General features: G+C 67.5%; 16 protein-coding genes and 1 pseudogene. 5 read left to right on the top strand and 12 right to left on the bottom strand.

Annotated elements, in window-relative coordinates:
• The coding region (locus AC50X6_RS11120; protein ID WP_494966266.1) for a transposase at positions 1–517 on the bottom strand (517 nt) is incomplete at its 3' end.
• Between the two features lie 363 nt (positions 518–880).
• Between AC50X6_RS11120 and AC50X6_RS11115 the strand changes: the two genes are divergently transcribed.
• Positions 881–1,183 carry a DUF4193 domain-containing protein gene (locus AC50X6_RS11115; RefSeq protein ID WP_494966265.1) on the top strand — a complete coding sequence of 101 codons (303 nt, stop codon included), beginning with the start codon at positions 881–883 and terminating at the stop codon, positions 1,181–1,183.
• A gap of 58 nt (positions 1,184–1,241) precedes the next feature.
• On the opposite strand, the gene AC50X6_RS11110 is transcribed toward AC50X6_RS11115, so the two are convergent.
• Entirely contained in the window at positions 1,242–1,580 is a 339-nt protein-coding gene (locus tag AC50X6_RS11110; protein WP_494966264.1) for a YnfA family protein, read from the bottom strand.
• A gap of 24 nt (positions 1,581–1,604) precedes the next feature.
• Entirely contained in the window at positions 1,605–2,870 is a 1,266-nt protein-coding gene (locus AC50X6_RS11105; protein WP_494966263.1) for an APC family permease, read from the bottom strand.
• Between the two features lie 370 nt (positions 2,871–3,240).
• Between AC50X6_RS11105 and AC50X6_RS11100 the strand changes: the two genes are divergently transcribed.
• On the top strand, positions 3,241–3,378 hold the full coding sequence (locus AC50X6_RS11100; protein ID WP_494966262.1) for a hypothetical protein: 138 nt from the start codon (positions 3,241–3,243) through the stop codon (positions 3,376–3,378).
• Between the two features lie 736 nt (positions 3,379–4,114).
• On the opposite strand, the gene arfB is transcribed toward AC50X6_RS11100, so the two are convergent.
• From arfB to AC50X6_RS11085, 3 genes and pseudogenes are all read right to left on the bottom strand, one after another.
• Entirely contained in the window at positions 4,115–4,537 is a 423-nt protein-coding gene (arfB, locus tag AC50X6_RS11095; RefSeq protein WP_494966261.1) for an alternative ribosome rescue aminoacyl-tRNA hydrolase ArfB, read from the bottom strand.
• Between the two features lie 415 nt (positions 4,538–4,952).
• Positions 4,953–5,289, bottom strand: a pseudogene (locus AC50X6_RS11090) (ACR3 family arsenite efflux transporter); the annotation flags it as partial.
• Positions 5,259–5,660 carry a hypothetical protein gene (locus AC50X6_RS11085; protein WP_494966260.1) on the bottom strand — a complete coding sequence of 134 codons (402 nt, stop codon included), beginning with the start codon at positions 5,658–5,660 and terminating at the stop codon, positions 5,259–5,261. The pseudogene AC50X6_RS11090 and the gene AC50X6_RS11085, both read right to left, overlap by 31 nt.
• A gap of 80 nt (positions 5,661–5,740) precedes the next feature.
• On the opposite strand from AC50X6_RS11085, the gene AC50X6_RS11080 reads away from it, so the two are divergent.
• Positions 5,741–5,944 (top strand): hypothetical protein, encoded by a 204-nt coding sequence (locus AC50X6_RS11080; protein WP_494966259.1) that lies wholly within the window; start codon positions 5,741–5,743, stop codon positions 5,942–5,944.
• Between the two features lie 56 nt (positions 5,945–6,000).
• On the opposite strand, the gene AC50X6_RS11075 is transcribed toward AC50X6_RS11080, so the two are convergent.
• Entirely contained in the window at positions 6,001–6,897 is an 897-nt protein-coding gene (locus AC50X6_RS11075; protein ID WP_494966258.1) for an MBL fold metallo-hydrolase, read from the bottom strand.
• 245 nt (positions 6,898–7,142) lie between these two features.
• Positions 7,143–7,517, bottom strand: coding sequence for a YegP family protein (locus tag AC50X6_RS11070; RefSeq protein ID WP_494966257.1), 375 nt, complete (start codon positions 7,515–7,517; stop codon positions 7,143–7,145).
• A gap of 190 nt (positions 7,518–7,707) precedes the next feature.
• Between AC50X6_RS11070 and hrpB the strand changes: the two genes are divergently transcribed.
• Both hrpB and AC50X6_RS11060 read left to right on the top strand, forming a co-directional pair.
• Positions 7,708–10,299, top strand: coding sequence for an ATP-dependent helicase HrpB (hrpB, locus tag AC50X6_RS11065; protein ID WP_494966272.1), 2,592 nt, complete (start codon positions 7,708–7,710; stop codon positions 10,297–10,299).
• A gap of 108 nt (positions 10,300–10,407) precedes the next feature.
• Positions 10,408–10,626: a three-helix bundle dimerization domain-containing protein gene (locus AC50X6_RS11060; RefSeq protein WP_494966256.1), complete on the top strand. Its 219-nt coding sequence runs from the start codon at positions 10,408–10,410 to the stop codon at positions 10,624–10,626.
• An 85-nt stretch (positions 10,627–10,711) separates the two neighbouring features.
• Here the strand turns inward: AC50X6_RS11060 and AC50X6_RS11055 are convergent, their stop codons facing one another.
• From AC50X6_RS11055 to AC50X6_RS11040, 4 genes are all read right to left on the bottom strand, one after another.
• Entirely contained in the window at positions 10,712–12,232 is a 1,521-nt protein-coding gene (locus AC50X6_RS11055; RefSeq protein WP_494966255.1) for a CYTH and CHAD domain-containing protein, read from the bottom strand.
• A 106-nt stretch (positions 12,233–12,338) separates the two neighbouring features.
• Positions 12,339–13,022: a TetR/AcrR family transcriptional regulator gene (locus tag AC50X6_RS11050; RefSeq protein ID WP_494966254.1), complete on the bottom strand. Its 684-nt coding sequence runs from the start codon at positions 13,020–13,022 to the stop codon at positions 12,339–12,341.
• Entirely contained in the window at positions 13,006–13,128 is a 123-nt protein-coding gene (locus AC50X6_RS11045) for a hypothetical protein (protein ID WP_494966253.1), read from the bottom strand. The genes AC50X6_RS11050 and AC50X6_RS11045 overlap by 17 nt, the downstream gene beginning before the upstream one ends.
• Positions 13,125–14,774 carry an AMP-binding protein gene (locus AC50X6_RS11040; protein WP_494966252.1) on the bottom strand — a complete coding sequence of 550 codons (1,650 nt, stop codon included), beginning with the start codon at positions 14,772–14,774 and terminating at the stop codon, positions 13,125–13,127. The genes AC50X6_RS11045 and AC50X6_RS11040 overlap by 4 nt, the downstream gene beginning before the upstream one ends.
• Positions 14,775–14,780: the final 6 nt, after the last annotated feature.

The raw sequence follows: 14,780 nt of genomic DNA, 5'->3' as shown, positions 1-14,780 counted from the left end.
CATACCCGCCCTTGTAAGTGCCGAGAGCCTGTTCCTTGTCGCTGTGGGACGTCACGAGGGTGGCGTCCAGATCAATGATGAGCGGGTCCAGGGCGGTGGCCTTCAGTGCCGGGTTGCGGTCCCCGGCAGCTGCCCAGGCCCGGGAGCGCAGCTCCCGAGTCAACGTGGCGAAGCCGTAGCCGAAGAGATCCGGGTTGGCCACGGTCCGCTCAAAGAACCGCGAGACCGTCGCGTTCGAGGCAACCTTCCCGAAGACACCGGCCCCGGTCCGCAGGATGTCCAGATCAGAGACGTGTTCCCCGCCGCCGGCGAGCATGACCGCCAACGAGCCCAGGATCCTGCCGGGACGATGCCGGGCCCCGGACGGGACGAACTGGCCCAAACGGTCCTCGCACAAGTCCCGGAACCCGAGCGCGTCAACAAAGGACGTCACCACGTTCAGCCCGGCAAGGGAGACAAGCGACTGCTCCGTCGTGGCGACAGGAAGGGAAGGAAAAACTCCGGTAATCTTGAACATCAGAAAGGTGCTTCTTTCGGCCGGTGGAACAGTGCGTCAACAACACTATTTTCCCAGCTCAGAAGCACCTTTCGTAGATTAAACACACCCTACAGGCCCCACCCTCATGAAAACCCCGGGCTAGCCGATCCAATCAGTGTTGCCTTATATCCAGCGAATGTAACAACTTTAGCGGGCTTTGGAGCTGAAAGGGCAAGAATCGTCTGCATGGATTCCGGGGCGGGTAGTATCGTTTAGCGGATCGGCCCGGAATTGAGGATGCGGCCGCTCGGTAGCCGGGAACCCGTTCCAAGGGAATACCGGAGCGCTTCCAGGGGTTACATTTCCATCAGACAAGCACGCCAAAGAAAGAGAATCACTTAGGTGGCAACCGATTACGACGAAGTACGTTCCGATGTCAAGGAGTCTCAGGCTAGTTCCCTGGAGGCGCTGCAATCTGCGAACGCGCCGGATGCCCGCAGCGTCGTGCGTGATTTGGACGAAACTGATTCGTTGGACGACTCGATCGTCCCCGGCGGAGAATTCGTCGCCGAGGAACTGATCGTTGAGGTTATCCCGCAGGCGGACGATGAATTCACATGCTTCTCGTGTTTTCTGGTCCGGCACAGGTCCCAAATAGCACGCGAAAAGCAGGGCCACGTCTACTGCGTCGAATGTGAAGGTTAGCCGCGCCAGATCCGCCTAACCTTCGAGGATGGCGACGGCCGGCCCTGCCGGTGCGGACTCAGCCGGTTCCGCGCGGCGCGAACATAATGACGGCGACGCCAAGCAGGCAGATCACCGAGCCCGCGATGTCCCAGCGGTCCGGCCGGAAGCCGTCAAAGGTCATACCCCAGGCAAGCGAGCCGGCCACGAAGACGCCGCCGTAGGCTGCGAGAATCCGGCCGAAGTGTGCGTCCGGCTGGAGGGTCGCGACGAAGCCGTAGGCGCCCAGGGCGAGGACCCCCAGTCCTGCCCACCACCAGTCCTTGCCTTCGCGGACAGACTGCCAGACCAGCCACGCTCCGCCGATTTCGGCGGCGGCGGCCAGCACGAACAACAACACCGTTCTTGCGATAGTCACGGACCCATCATTGCAGGGCAGTTTCTACTCAACAGGCGAGCGCGCCCGACGCAGGCGCAGGATGCGGTAGAGGGTGCCGGCCGCGAACATCCCCACTCCGGCGATCACCGTTTCCACGGGCAGTGTGGCCACCAAAGCGATGCAGGCCACGGCGCCGGCTACCTGCAGGGCCCTGGGATAGCGGCGGTGTTCCCTGGTCTGGGTGTAAGCGGCAGCGTTCGCAATGAAATAGTAGACGAGCACGCCGAAGGACGAGAAACCGATGGCTTCCCGCAGGTCCGCCACGCTGATTATCAGGCAAATAATTGCCGCCGAGACCAGCTCCGCACGGTGCGGGACTTTGAAACGGGGATGGACGGCGGCCAGCCACCGCGGCAGCTCCGCCTCCCTCGCCATTGCCAGGCTGGTGCGGCCCAGGCCGGCGATCAAGGCCAACAGCGCACCGAGTGCTGCCAGCGCGGCGCCGGCCCTGACGATCGGGGAGGCCCAGTCCCAGGAGCCGACGGACACAGCGGCAGCCAGCGGGGCGGGGGTCCCTGCGATGCCATCCGGACCCAGCACGGAGAGAATGCTCACCGCGATGACGGCGTAGACGACGACGGCAATGCCCAGTGCAACCACGATGGCACGCGGGATCGTCGTGCGTGGATTGATGACCTCTTCGCCCATAGTGGCGATGCGGGCGTAGCCGGCGAAGGCGAAGAAGAGCAGCCCGGCGGACTGCAGGATCCCGTACCAGCCGTGTGAGAGCAGGCCGCCGTCGACCAGCCGCAGGGGGTCGGCAGTGCCGGGGGCCCACGAGGCGGCGACGACGATGGCCAGCGCGGCCAGGACAGCGACGACAATGACCCGGGTCAGGGCCGCGGTGCGGGTCACGCCGCGGTAGTTGACGGCGGCCAGCAGCACCACGGAGGCGATGGCGACCGGCCGTTCCCAGCCGGCCGGCGCCGCGTAGGCGGCAAAGGTCAGGGCCATGGCCGCGCTGCTTGCCGTCTTGCCGATGACGAAGCCCCACCCGGCCAGGAAGCCCGGCCACGGGCCTAGCCGTTCCCGCCCGTAGACAAAGCTGCCGCCCGACGTCGGGTATTGCGCCGCGAGCTGGGCCGACGCGGTGGCATTGCAGTATGCCACCGCGGCGGCAATCACGAGGCCAATCAGCAGTCCGGACCCGGCGGCCTGGGCAGCCGGGGTGAAAGCGGCGAAGACTCCCGCGCCGATCATCGACCCGAGGCCGATTACGACCGCATCAAATGTGGTCAACCGGCGGGCCAGAACAGGGTGGTTGCTCAACGCGCGAAAACCTCTCGGAAAGATAAAACCCCTATGCCACGCCGGGGGCTCCGGCTCCCTACTCTAGCGAGCGCAGCGGCCGCTCGCTTGTCCCGGATGTCCTCGCCGGCCTTCGACCAGGTCTGTCCGCGGTCCTGCTTCGCCCGCGTCGCCGGAAGACCTCGGTAGGCGTTCAGCCTTCGCGCCGGCCGAGTCGTCGAACAACTCCTGGGTGAACCACCAATATGGGGCCTCCGATGGCATGCATCTCGTGGTGTGTGAGATCGACTGAGAAGCCGCCGGCCAGGGACCTACCGGGAAACGGTTCAAGGCAGTCAAGGGCTGCCGGCGTTTTGTTCGTACGGTATATGGTGACTCTGCACGCACGCGGGTGGTGCTGAAGCGCCTGCCAGCCGCGGACCGGGTGATCGACTACTCCGCGGTCGACTTCAACGCTGTCGACCTCACCGCGGAGGCAGAAACGTACGACGGCGTCAGTGTGCGGGCAATGTTCCCGTTACCGGGTTAAACGCGCACCGGGTTGTCGACGCGGGGCGCACGAAGGTCAAACGTGAGCCCGCGGGCGGATCTGAGGACCGCCCGAGCCTGCATCAACCCCGCCCGAAGACACCGCCCGGGATGATGCTCGCCAAGGCTGATGCAAAATCGTGGGCGGGTCCGGCAAAGGACCGTGGCAATGCCGCTGTTGACTGGGACGCTGCGCGACGTCCCTGACCCCATCGCCGGTTCGCTGAAAGGGTCTCCGGCGCGACGCTCCCGCCCAGTTACTTCCATGCGCACCGGCCGGCACCTGCGGATTCCCGCGCAATCCTGCGGTTCCCTGGGGCTGAGACGGGTTCCGGAGCCGGGTAACTGGGCTGGAACGGCGTCACCCGGGAGTGGGAACAGTACGTTGATGTGGTCCCGGGGCCGTCGTTTGTTTTGGCCCCACCACGGGTAAGGTCTCCGGCGTGGCGTGCGGCGCGGCGGGGTTCCGTCGTGGCGGGCCGGCAAATCCTTCCGGTCTCGGTGGCAGGCGGGGCGGCCTCCATGCCACCGGTTCGCCAAAGAAGGCCTGGACGACGGTCCCGTACCGGCCATCTTTGGAGAAGGGGCGGCTGCAACGGGCGCATTCAAGGGGCGCCTGAGAACGGCGCCCGATTGCTTTCCCCGCAATGGTCGCCGGCCTGCTGTCCCCGGTACCGAACAGGTGGCATTCTGCCCGCTCCCGGGGCCCCGCGGCTGATAGTTCTTGGCTGACGGTGCTACTCGGCGGACGGCCGCCTTCGCTGCAGCTTCGTTGCCGCCCGCTGTTCCTTTGCGGCGAGGCGCCGACGATTCGAACCCCGGGTGGGCTTGGTCGCCCGGCGGCGGGCAGTGTCGGGAGCAAGACCCTCTGCCACAAGGTCGGCGAGCTTGGCCAGGGCGATCTCGCGATTGCGGAGCTGAGAGCGCCGCTCGGAGGCGGTCACGGTGATCACACCGGCGATGAGCCGTCGTCCCAGACGCGTGAGCAGCATCAGCCGTTGGCCCTCCGAAAGCACCGCCGAGCCGGCGATGTTCCATGAGAGTTCGACGCGGCTGTCCGAGGTGTTGACGTGTTGACCGCCAGGCCCGGACGAACGCGAGAACCGCCAGCCGAGTTCCGACGCTGGAATCACGAGCGCGGGCGACACCTCCAGATCCATGCAACCAGCCTTGCACGGATCTGGGTGCTCGATGGGAGCGCATCCCCGGGAGCTGAAGGCCTCCTGATCAAATCCGTCCCGTACCCGTCGGCCTGGAACGGCGGGACCATGGGGTGGAGGCCCGGCCCTGGTAGCGAAATCTTCCGCATTTCATCCTGCGAGACTGGAGCCTCGTGCGTCGCCCTCACGTCGTACCAACCCCAACTGCGATCCCATTCCCTCTCCCAGCGCTCCCCTCAGGCGTCCGTGCCGGGTCATTCCGGAATCCGTGAGTTCCCGGGAGCCGGCGCCGGGCTGAGATCCGGGAGCTCCAGCTCCTGGGAGCGCTTGCCGGGGTGGATCGGGCAGGAGTCACCGCCGCCCATGGCGATGACGACGTCCGAGGCACGCTCGACGTAGCTTCGGCAGGGGCGCCCTCGTACCAGTGGCGTCCCTTCGCTGTTTCGCCGATGGTGCGGGTGAGGAAGCCGGCCAGCAGCGGAATGGCCAGAAACACCAGCACAGAGGAGGTGATGGACCAGAAGGAGAAATCGGCGCTGGTGGTGGGCAGGCCCAGCCAGGCGGGAGGCAGCTGCAGGTAGAACCAGCCGAGGGTCCCGAAGGCAACAACCTGGAAGACGGAGTTGATGGCCACCAGGACCGCCGCAGCCTCGCGGTCCCCCGCAGACGAGGTCGTTCCAGATCATCACCATGGCGATGCAGCGCGCGAGGCCCTCGATGATCAGGCCGGCGCGGTACTCGGGCAGGTCCGGGGCGGCGGGGCCCCTGCGTGCGGCGTGCCGTGGCGGGCCTCGGCCCTGGCTTGGAAGTCCGCACCATCCATATCGTTCTCCCGCGTCGGTTCGACGTCGATGGCCAGATGCGTAGAGTCGAGATCCCGGCCCCGGAATTTTTCAAGCGAGACCGGAACCTTGGTCCCGTCCGCCAGCTCAAGGTTGAACTCGTAGCCGCCGAAGTTCGTTGTCACCTGGCGCAGCGAGACGAACCCCGGACGGTCGTCGGTGGTCAGCGCGGCATGCTCTGCCTTCTTCACTTCGCGGACCCTCACTGTGTGCTTCGTGGTTCTCCCAAGATAGCTGTTGTTGTACCTGCTGGACAGAGCCTCCGGTAGGCTGCCCGCCATCCGGGTAGTCTCCTGCCGGGGCCATCCAATCCCGTCACAGCCCCAGGAGTAGGGTTACCCTATCTGACGAAGGGGTCCCTATGAGCTACAAATATCGAACCGTCCGGGTTCGCGGCACCGATCTGATCGGGACCATTGCGCGAAAACACGGAAGTGCGCCCGAGATCTACGAAACCTCGAAGGATCCGAACACTTCCGTTGTACCGGTGTTCTTCGAGGCAACGGGCGAGGTCCGATTTTTCGACAGGTCAACGCTGGAAGATGTTGTGACGCCGGGCAGCTAACTGCGAAGACCCCGTGCCGGTCTTACCGGGGCGTACCGGCTTGCGGCGGCAGCTTGTTACCGCCCAAAGACACGGAACAGGAGGAGCCGGCCGAACTGGACCGCGGTTTCCCAGCGGCACGGCCCGTTCCAGATGATGAAGTTCCGGTACCGGTGAGCCCCGCGGCGGCTGGCCGCCGCGGTTGCCGCGTCGCTGATTGTTTGCAGGTCCAGGGCTGTCAGTGGAAGGGGAGCCTCGCCCGGGTGCCAGGTCGAGCCGAGCGGAAAGTCCCGGCCCGGCTGTGCCGACATTTCTATATGGGCGCCAAGAACCGCTGTCACCGGATGCGCCGAAACGATTTCGCAGAGGGTCCGAAGCGACTCCTGAAAGGCCGGGAAGTCCTGCACATAGAGGCGGCCGGGATAGACGGTGTCTCCTGTCAGAAGCAGGCCGGTGGACTGATCGTAGATGGCGATGGCCGAGGGATGGTGGCCCGGTGTCGGGATCACCTCGAGCACCCGTCCGCCGAGGTCAAACAGCGCCGCACCGCGTGGCCAGTCGTCAACGCCGAAGAACCCGGCAACGTCGCCAGCGGTGTGCCCGACTACTCGGGTGAGGGCCCTGTCCGCGAACTGCCCGTCCGCCGCGACGTGGTCACCGTGTGCGTGCGAGTGGGCGACGACGAGTTCGTAGCCCGCTTTGGGATGCTGGCGGAGCCACCCGTCGAGCAGATCGTCGACGGTCTCTCGGAGCGGGAAAATCCCGGAGTCCGCCGTCGCGCCGGTGTCAAGAAGCAGGGCGCGGTCCGCGCCGAACATCAGGTAGAGGAAGGGCGCTTCGAAACTGTCCGCGATGCTCTGCCGGAGAATGATGGTGTTCTCCGTGGCCGCATGGACCTGTATCGGTGGCACAGTGTTGCCCCGGTAGGAGCGCGCGCCTGCATACCAGCGCACATCGAGATCAACTTCGTTCACAGCGGTATTCTCCCACTGACGTGCGGGCCGCCCGTCTTCGGTCTCATCCGGGCGGCTCCCGAACGCCGGGTGCGAACTCTTCTCCGGCGTGGCCGTAGCGCGGCTCCCGGTCACCCCCAATGGTGATCGGCAGCCGGGCCTGCACCCGGTGGCCCAGAGTCCTCTGGCAACGCCTTCTTTGCCGCACTCTGCTCACACCGGCATTGCGGGGGCTCACGGGGGCGGCGTGTGCCGTGCCGGCGCCGTCACGGCGCTGCCGTCCCGCCGGCGGTTGCGGCGGGCTCCGGAGCCGGGGCTGTCCGGTCGGAGATGTGGGACGTTGCGGCGCATTCCCGCATGGTCTCGACACCTTCTACGGCGGCGGCAATGTCTGCATACGTCCCGGAGAAGGCCAGCAAAGCCCCGGCTCCGTCGAGAAGCCGAATCAGGACCCCGCCGTCGGCGCGGACCAATTCGAAGGTACCCGGCGGGGAGCTGCGCCCGCTATCGAGAGTTAGGGCCGACGGGACCGAATGGTCAGGACGCTGGAACCCGGCCGGGCCGGATGCTTTCACAGTTCCGCTGCGGGACAAAGAACGATGCGGTTGGTTCGGCATGGTGGCTCCGCGGTGGTCTTCCATGGCCGCTTCCTGACCTTCCGATGACTATACGGCACGCCCCATGCGCTCCAGCTTTGTGTCTGATGCCCGTAACGGAACGGGCAAAGCAAGGAACGGGAGAGAGCTACGGGCCGGGCTTTGAAGGCACAATGGACGGGTGACTTCTCCGCCCGTCCGCCCGGATCCCGCCGCCGCCCACGGACGCTTCGATATGGCCGCCATCGGCACCGGTCTGGCCTTCGCGGAATCGCTGGGGGAGCTCGCCGCCGCGCTGCGGGCGGGAGGGCCCTCGGCTACGGCCGTGGTGCAGGCACCTCCGGGCACGGGCAAGACCACGCTGGTGCCGCCGCTGCTCGCCAACATCGCGTCCGGGACCGCCGCACGGGGCAAGGGCTCCCGCGTCGTGGTGACCCAGCCGCGGCGGGTTGCCGCCCGCTCGGCCGCCCGGCGCTTGGCCGCGCTGGACGGAAGCCCGCTCGGGGACCGCGTCGGTTACACGGTCCGCGGGGAACGTCATACGGGCCCGGGCACCCTGATTGAGTTCGTCACCCCGGGGATCCTGCTCCGCCGCCTGCTCGCGGACCCCGGCCTGGGGGCAACCGAGGCAGTGATCATCGACGAGGTCCACGAGCGCGGGCTGGAGACCGACCTGCTGCTGGGCATGCTCGGGGAGGTCCGCCAGCTGCGCGGTGACCTCACGCTCGTCGCCATGTCCGCCACCCTGAACGCGCCCCGCTTCGCCGCTTTGATAGGGGACCACGACGGCGGCGGGCCGGCGCCCGTCGTCGACTGCCCGTCCGCGCTGTATCCCCTGGACATCGAATGGGCGCCCGCTGCCGTGCCGCGGCTCGATGAACGGGGAGTGACCCGCGCCTTCCTTGACCATGTGGCGGATACTGCCGCGGCCGCCCATTCAGAAGCGCTCGCCGGCAGCGGGGATATCGATGCCCTGGTATTCGTGCCGGGGGCGTGGGAAGTGTCCTACGTGGCCGCCCGCCTGCGCGGCAGGGTCGGCGCGGACGTGCTGGAGCTGCACGGTCAGATCGGCCCGGCGGAGCAGGACCGCGCCGTCTCCGGGCGGGAACCCGGCGGGAACGCCCGGATCATCGTGTCCACCGCGCTCGCCGAATCTTCCCTGACGGTTCCGGGCGTCCGGCTGGTGGTCGACTCCGGGCTGTCCCGCGAGCCGCGGCGCGACGCCAGCCGCGGCATGTCCGGCCTCGTGAACGTGTCCTGTTCCCGGGCCTCCGCCGAACAACGCGCCGGCCGGGCCGCCCGCCAGGGACCCGGGCGGGCGGTCCGCTGCTACGACCAGCGGACCTTTGGTGCCGCGCCCGCGCACCGCACGCCGGAGATTCGGGTCGCAGACCTGACCGCTGCCGCCCTGATCCTGGCCTGCTGGGGATCACCCGGCGGCCGTGGTCTGGCTCTCCCGGACGCACCGCCCCGGGCGGCCATGGCGGAAGCTCTTGAAGTGCTGCGTGAACTCGGCGCGGTGAAACCGGACGGCCACGCAACGGACCTGGGCAAGACCCTGGCCCGGATTCCCGCCGATCCGCGGCTCGCCCGGGCCCTGCTGGACGGCGCCGCCGCCGTGGGCAACCGCACCGCGGCGGAGGCCGTCGCCTTGGTCGCCGGGGACCAGCGTGCCCCCGGTGCCGACCTCGCGCGTCTTTTGTCCTCGCTGCGGACCGGCAAGGATCCGGGATCCCGGCGCTGGACGGAAGACGTCCGGCGGATGGAGACGATAGCGCGTCGGGAGAGCTCCGGCGTGGCACCGGTCCCGGCGGCGGCGCCTGTTGCCGCAGCGGAGGCGATCGGTTTCGTCGTCGCGCTGGCATTCCCGGACCGGGTGGCGCGCCTGGTCCCGGGCGACGGGCCGCCGCGGTACCTGCTCTCTTCCGGGACGCGGGCGGGACTGCCGGCCGGAAGCTCCCTGTCCGGGCACCAGTGGCTGGCCGTCGCCGAGGTCTCACGGGCCCAGGGCCGCGACGCGGCAGGGACCGGTGCCGTCATCCGTTCCGCGGCGCCGCTGACCCCGGACACGGCGGAGGCCGCCGCCCGCCACCTGCTGAGCACCACGGTGGAGGCCCGGTTCAGCCAGGGCCGGGTCGCGGCGCGGCGGGAACGCCGGCTGGGCGCAATCATGTTGTCCTCGACACCGGTGCGGCACTCCGCGGCGGAAGGACGAGCGGCGGTGGCCCGCGCACTGGCCAGGGAAGGGCTGGGCACAATCGGATGGTCGACGGCGGCGGATTCGTTGCGCCGCCGGCTCGCCCTGCTCTACCGGGAACTCGGCGACCCCTGGCCGGACGTTTCCGGGCCGGCGTTGCTGGCACGATTGGACGAATGGCTGGCGCCCGAACTTGAGGCGCTGGCCGGCGGGGCCGCCACCAGCGGGATCGAGCTGACCGATCCGCTGCGGCGGCTGCTGCCGTGGCCCGACGCGGCCAGGCTGGGGGAGCTGGCACCGGAGCGGCTCGAAGTGCCAAGCGGCTCGTGGGTCCGGATCGACTATCCGGACGTGGGGGACGACGCCGGCCGTCCCGTCGTCGCGGTTAAGTTGCAGGAGTGCTTCGGCTGGGACCAGACGCCGCGGCTTGTGGGCGGACGGGTTGCGGTGCTGTTCCATCTGCTCTCGCCGGCCAGACGGCCTTTGGCAGTGACAGACGATCTGGCCTCCTTCTGGTCCGGGCCCTACGCGCAGGTCCGCGCCGAGATGCGGGGACGCTACCCACGGCACCCCTGGCCGGAGGACCCGTGGACGGCGCCGGCGACGGCCAGGACCAAAAGCCGGAGCTGATGACAGGTTGCCCCTCGGGAGACCTTACGGCGTGACGGTGGAACTGTGTGCAACGTCATCTGAGCTGTTTTGATTGACGTCGAAAATCCCCGAGGGCACACTGGTCCTGTGAGCGAACCGGACAAGGAAACCACAATCCGCAAGGTTGTCGACCGGCTGGCCGTCCGTTTCCCGGACGCCCCGCGGACGCATATCGCCGGCATCGTCGGGGATGAATACGAATCGTTGGACACCGGCCGGATCAGGATCTACGTACCGACCCTGATTGAACACGCGGCCCGGACCAGGCTCCGCCGCGAATACGACAGCCATCCGCTTGAGCTGTAGATGCATTCCCGGCCCGGATGTTTTGACTGCGGCTCTTGCCCGTTTCCGGCGTGGGGACTTGAAACTCCGCGGGCGCAACAGGCGTCTACTTCCAGTGGAGGGGGCCCGGCGGAGAGTTGCGCCATATTCGGAAAAACCGGACCCGGGCTTCATCTCCGCGTAACTGTTCCAGCGCGTGCAGCCGCCCGTAGCTGAATGCGTTGCCTCCGGCAGCCTGTGCCTGGGCCGCTAGCTCGAGCAGCAGCTCCCGCGTGACGGCGCTGTCATTGTGCTCGCCCAGAATCTCTTGGATGTCCTCCGCGGCCCTGGCCAGGACACTTGCCTGTTTCCCGAAAATCGGAACCGCCGCTTCTGCCGCATAGCGCAGACGCTTAGCGCTCTTTCGGACGTCATGAAGGGCGACGTCCGCGGGCGTCGCTGTGGAGTCGAGGTCGAGGGCAACTACCGTTTTCCGGAGGCGATTGCCTTCCCTGGTGACAAGACGGCCCACCATGCCACGGGCTTTCTTCCGGGCAGATTCTGACAGGGGCGGATCGGTGAGGAAATCATCAAGCAAATCCAGGAGACGAAAGTAGCGGCCGCTGTCCAGCGCCGCGAGGCCCTCCTCATGGGCCGCGCGGGAGGCGGCACCGAGGTGTTCCTCGATCTGCTGTGCAACCGGGCCCAGCAACAGCTCCGGCGGTTCGGTCCTGATCAGCTCCAGCAGCCGGGCCCGCATGACCTCTGAGTCCCGTGCCGCCCCCACGGCGCCGGCGAGCCATTGCAGTTCCGCCCGGAGCCGCCTGGCCGTTCCGGCATCGGTGAGGTTCCGGAACGTCGCCAGGGCCGACCGCATCCTGCGCGCGGCCACCCGGAGCTGATGTACGGCGTCCGGGGCGGCTACCCGGACTCCCGCGTCCTGTGTTTTCAGGGCCTCGATCTGTTGACTCATGTAGGACACGAGTAGCGCCGAGGCGGGTCCGTTCCGGCGGGGACCGGGAACCGGGACACGGTCAGGTGGATACAGGGCGCCCAGCCCGCGGGCTAGTTTGGATGGCAACGCTGCCGGGCGGTGGCCCGTCGCCGCCAGGAGCTTGTCCGCGGCCTTGAGGAGCCGCTTGGGACCGTCGACGAGTTCGAGTTCCCATTCCCGCCAGTTGGCGCGCCCGCGCGGCTCCACCAGGATTTGCGAATCCACCCGGTCATCGCTGAACTCGGCGAGCGCGGTTCCGTCGGAGTCAAAAAGGCGAAGCACGGTGCGCCGGGTCTTCAGCCGTGCCACCGGCACAAGGTCCTGATCCCTGGTGTGGACGCGCACCAGCTGCTGTAGCCGCCGGGGTACCGCCGCCGGATCGTTGCCCAACGCCTCACGGATTTCACGACGCTTCCCGGCAGCCACGGGGAGCTTCAGATGCCATCCGGCATCGTTGCCGCCGGTTCGCCGGCGCAGGGTGATCCGGCGGGACGCCAGTGCGAACCGCGCAGTATCAAAGTAGACGGCGTCAAGTGCCTCTTCCTCGGCCGGTCCGACCCGTTCCACGCCCGGCAACGAGGCCAGAGGCGGCAAGTCGTCAGATTCGCCGACGTCGTACTTTCGTTCCACTTCGAGCATTTCGGAACCAGCCATCCCTCAGCTTAGGCCAGGTGGCGCCGGAGCGCCCGAGACTAAAGCCCCCGTCAACTTCTAAAGCCCTATCAACGGGCGAAACACGGATGTGCCGCGCGGGGCTCCGTCAGTTCGTGCCGGTGTCGAGCATGTCATGGATCCGGCGGGCGATCTCCGCGGCGGGGGTAGAGCGGGTGAAGACGGCTACGACCAGATCGTCCCCGGCGGGCGCGGCAGCAGGGCCGCCTTGCGGCAGCACACCGAAAATCCGGCGCAGCTCCCGCAACTCGTGGTCCAAAGTCCGGGCGGAGCCCAGGGGTGAATCCAGCATCATTTCGCGCAATACGTAGTTGTGCGTGGCCGTGACCGCGGCGGCGAAGCGGATGGCGCCAAGGGCCGAGGTGCCCGGGAATGCCTGCCGCAGATAGTCCGAGAAGAGCCGTTCGTAGCGGGAGACCATGATCGTTTCCCGGTCCCGGAGCGCAGGCACAGCCTGCACCACATGGTAGCGCTTCTGGGCCTGCAGCCGGCGTGCCGAGAATTTTCCGAAGACCAGCGTCGCGGCGCGGCAGACGGCTGCCCACGGATCGGCATGGCTCCGGGCCAGATACGCGGTCAGCTCCGCCAGCAGGGCTTCGTGGTCGGCGAAGATCACGTCTTCCTTGGCGCGGAACTGGCGGAAAAAAGTACTGCGCGAGATGCCTGCCGACTGGGCGATGTCGTCCACGCTGGTCGCGTCATAACCGGTGTCGGTGAACAAATCCAGGGCGGCTTCGGCCACCTCGGTGCGGAAATCAGCCACTGGTGCCATCCCGGTACAGTAGAAGCGCACCATCCGGTCCGCTGCCGCCGCCGCAGTCGGTGACCTTGACGTTGATCCGGGCGGCACCCGCATCGATGATGTCCTGCTGGCTCATCTGGTGGCGTCCTTGCCGTGGTCCGTGGCGCTGTGGTCCGTGGCGCTGAGGTTCAGGGCGCGCAGTTTCGATTTCAGGACCTTACCGGTGGAGTTGTGGGGGAGTTCATCGGGAAACAGGATCCTGTCCGGGACCTTGAACCCGGACAGCAGGCTCCTGACGTGCGAGCGGATTTCCTCGGCCGTCACCGGGCTGGAGTTGCTGCGGATCACAAAGGCCACGGGCCGTTCGCCCCACTTCTCGTCGGGGACGCCGATCACGGCCACGTTCAGCACCGCAGGGTGGCTGATGATGGCCTGCTCCACCTCGATGCTGGAGATGTTCTCCCCGCCGGAGATGATGATGTCCTTGGCCCGGTCCTTGAGCTGGACGTAACCGTCGGGATGCATCACGCCGAGGTCGCCGGTGTGGAACCAGCCGCCCCGGAAGGCGTCGGCCGTGGCCTCGGGATCCTTGAAGTAGCCGAGCATAACGTTGTTGCCGCGCAGCACAATCTCGCCCAGGGTGGCGCCGTCGGCCGGCACATCGCGCATGTCCAGGTCCACGATGCGCGCCGTTTCGGCCTGCAGCATTCCCACACCCTGGCGGGATATCCTGACGGCCCGGTCCTGGGGGGACAGATCGTCCCACTCGGCCTGGTACTCACAAATCGTGTAGGGACCGTACACCTCGGTCAGCCCGTAGACGTGGACCACGCTGATCCCGATTGCCTCCAGGGAGGTGATGATCGACGGCGACGGCGGCGCTCCCGCCGTCGTGATCCGCAGCGGTGCCTTCAGCCGGTGGGCCTGGGGCGCCTCGGCGATAATGCTGCAGACCGTGGGGGCGCCGCAGAGGTTGGTCACGCCCAGCGTGTCGATGGCGTCCCAGACGCTGTCTGCACGCACCGTCCGCAGGCAGATGTGGACGCCCGCCACCGCGGTCACCGCCCAGGTGGTGCACCAGCCGTTGCAGTGGAACATCGGCAGCGTCCAGAGGTAGCGGGTGTCGCCGGTGAAGTGGTTGTGGATGGTTTCACCGAGGGAGTTCAGATAGGCGCCGCGGTGCGAATACAGCACACCCTTGGGTTTGCCGGTGGTCCCGGAGGTGTAGTTCAGGGTGATGGCGGTGCGTTCGTCCCCGACGCCCCAGGGAAGATCGGCGTCCCCGCCCGCCGGTGCGGCGAGGAAGTCCGCATACTGCGTCGCGGCAAGTCCCGCCGGGACCGCCCGTGCGCCGACGGTGCTGTCCGGCACCTCGACGACGTCGAGCAGCTGGGTCTGGTCCAGGTCCAGCCCTGCCACGGTGCCCAGCAGTTCGGAATCGGCAAACAGGAGTTTGGCTTCGGAATGCGCCAGGATGTACTGCAGCTCCCGGGCGGTCATCCGCGAGTTCAGGGCCACCAGGACGCCGCCGGCCAGGGGAACGGCGAAGTGCGCGATCAGGAGCTCCGGAACATTGGGACACAGGAATGCCACCCGGTCGCCGGGCCTGATCTTGGCTTTGATCACTTTGGCGAGCCGCTGGGCTTCGGCCGCGAAGTCCCGGTAGGTGTAGGAGCGGTCACCGTGGATGATCGCGGTCTTGTGCCCGAACACTTCCGCGGAGCGCTGCAGGAACCGCAGCGGGCTCAGCGGGGTTTCGTTGGGAAGCTCAGTGGTGGTCATAACGAA

This window comes from Pseudarthrobacter sp. HLT1-7, from assembly GCF_059383435.1.
This window is presented reverse-complemented; position numbering and strand designations above follow the sequence as displayed.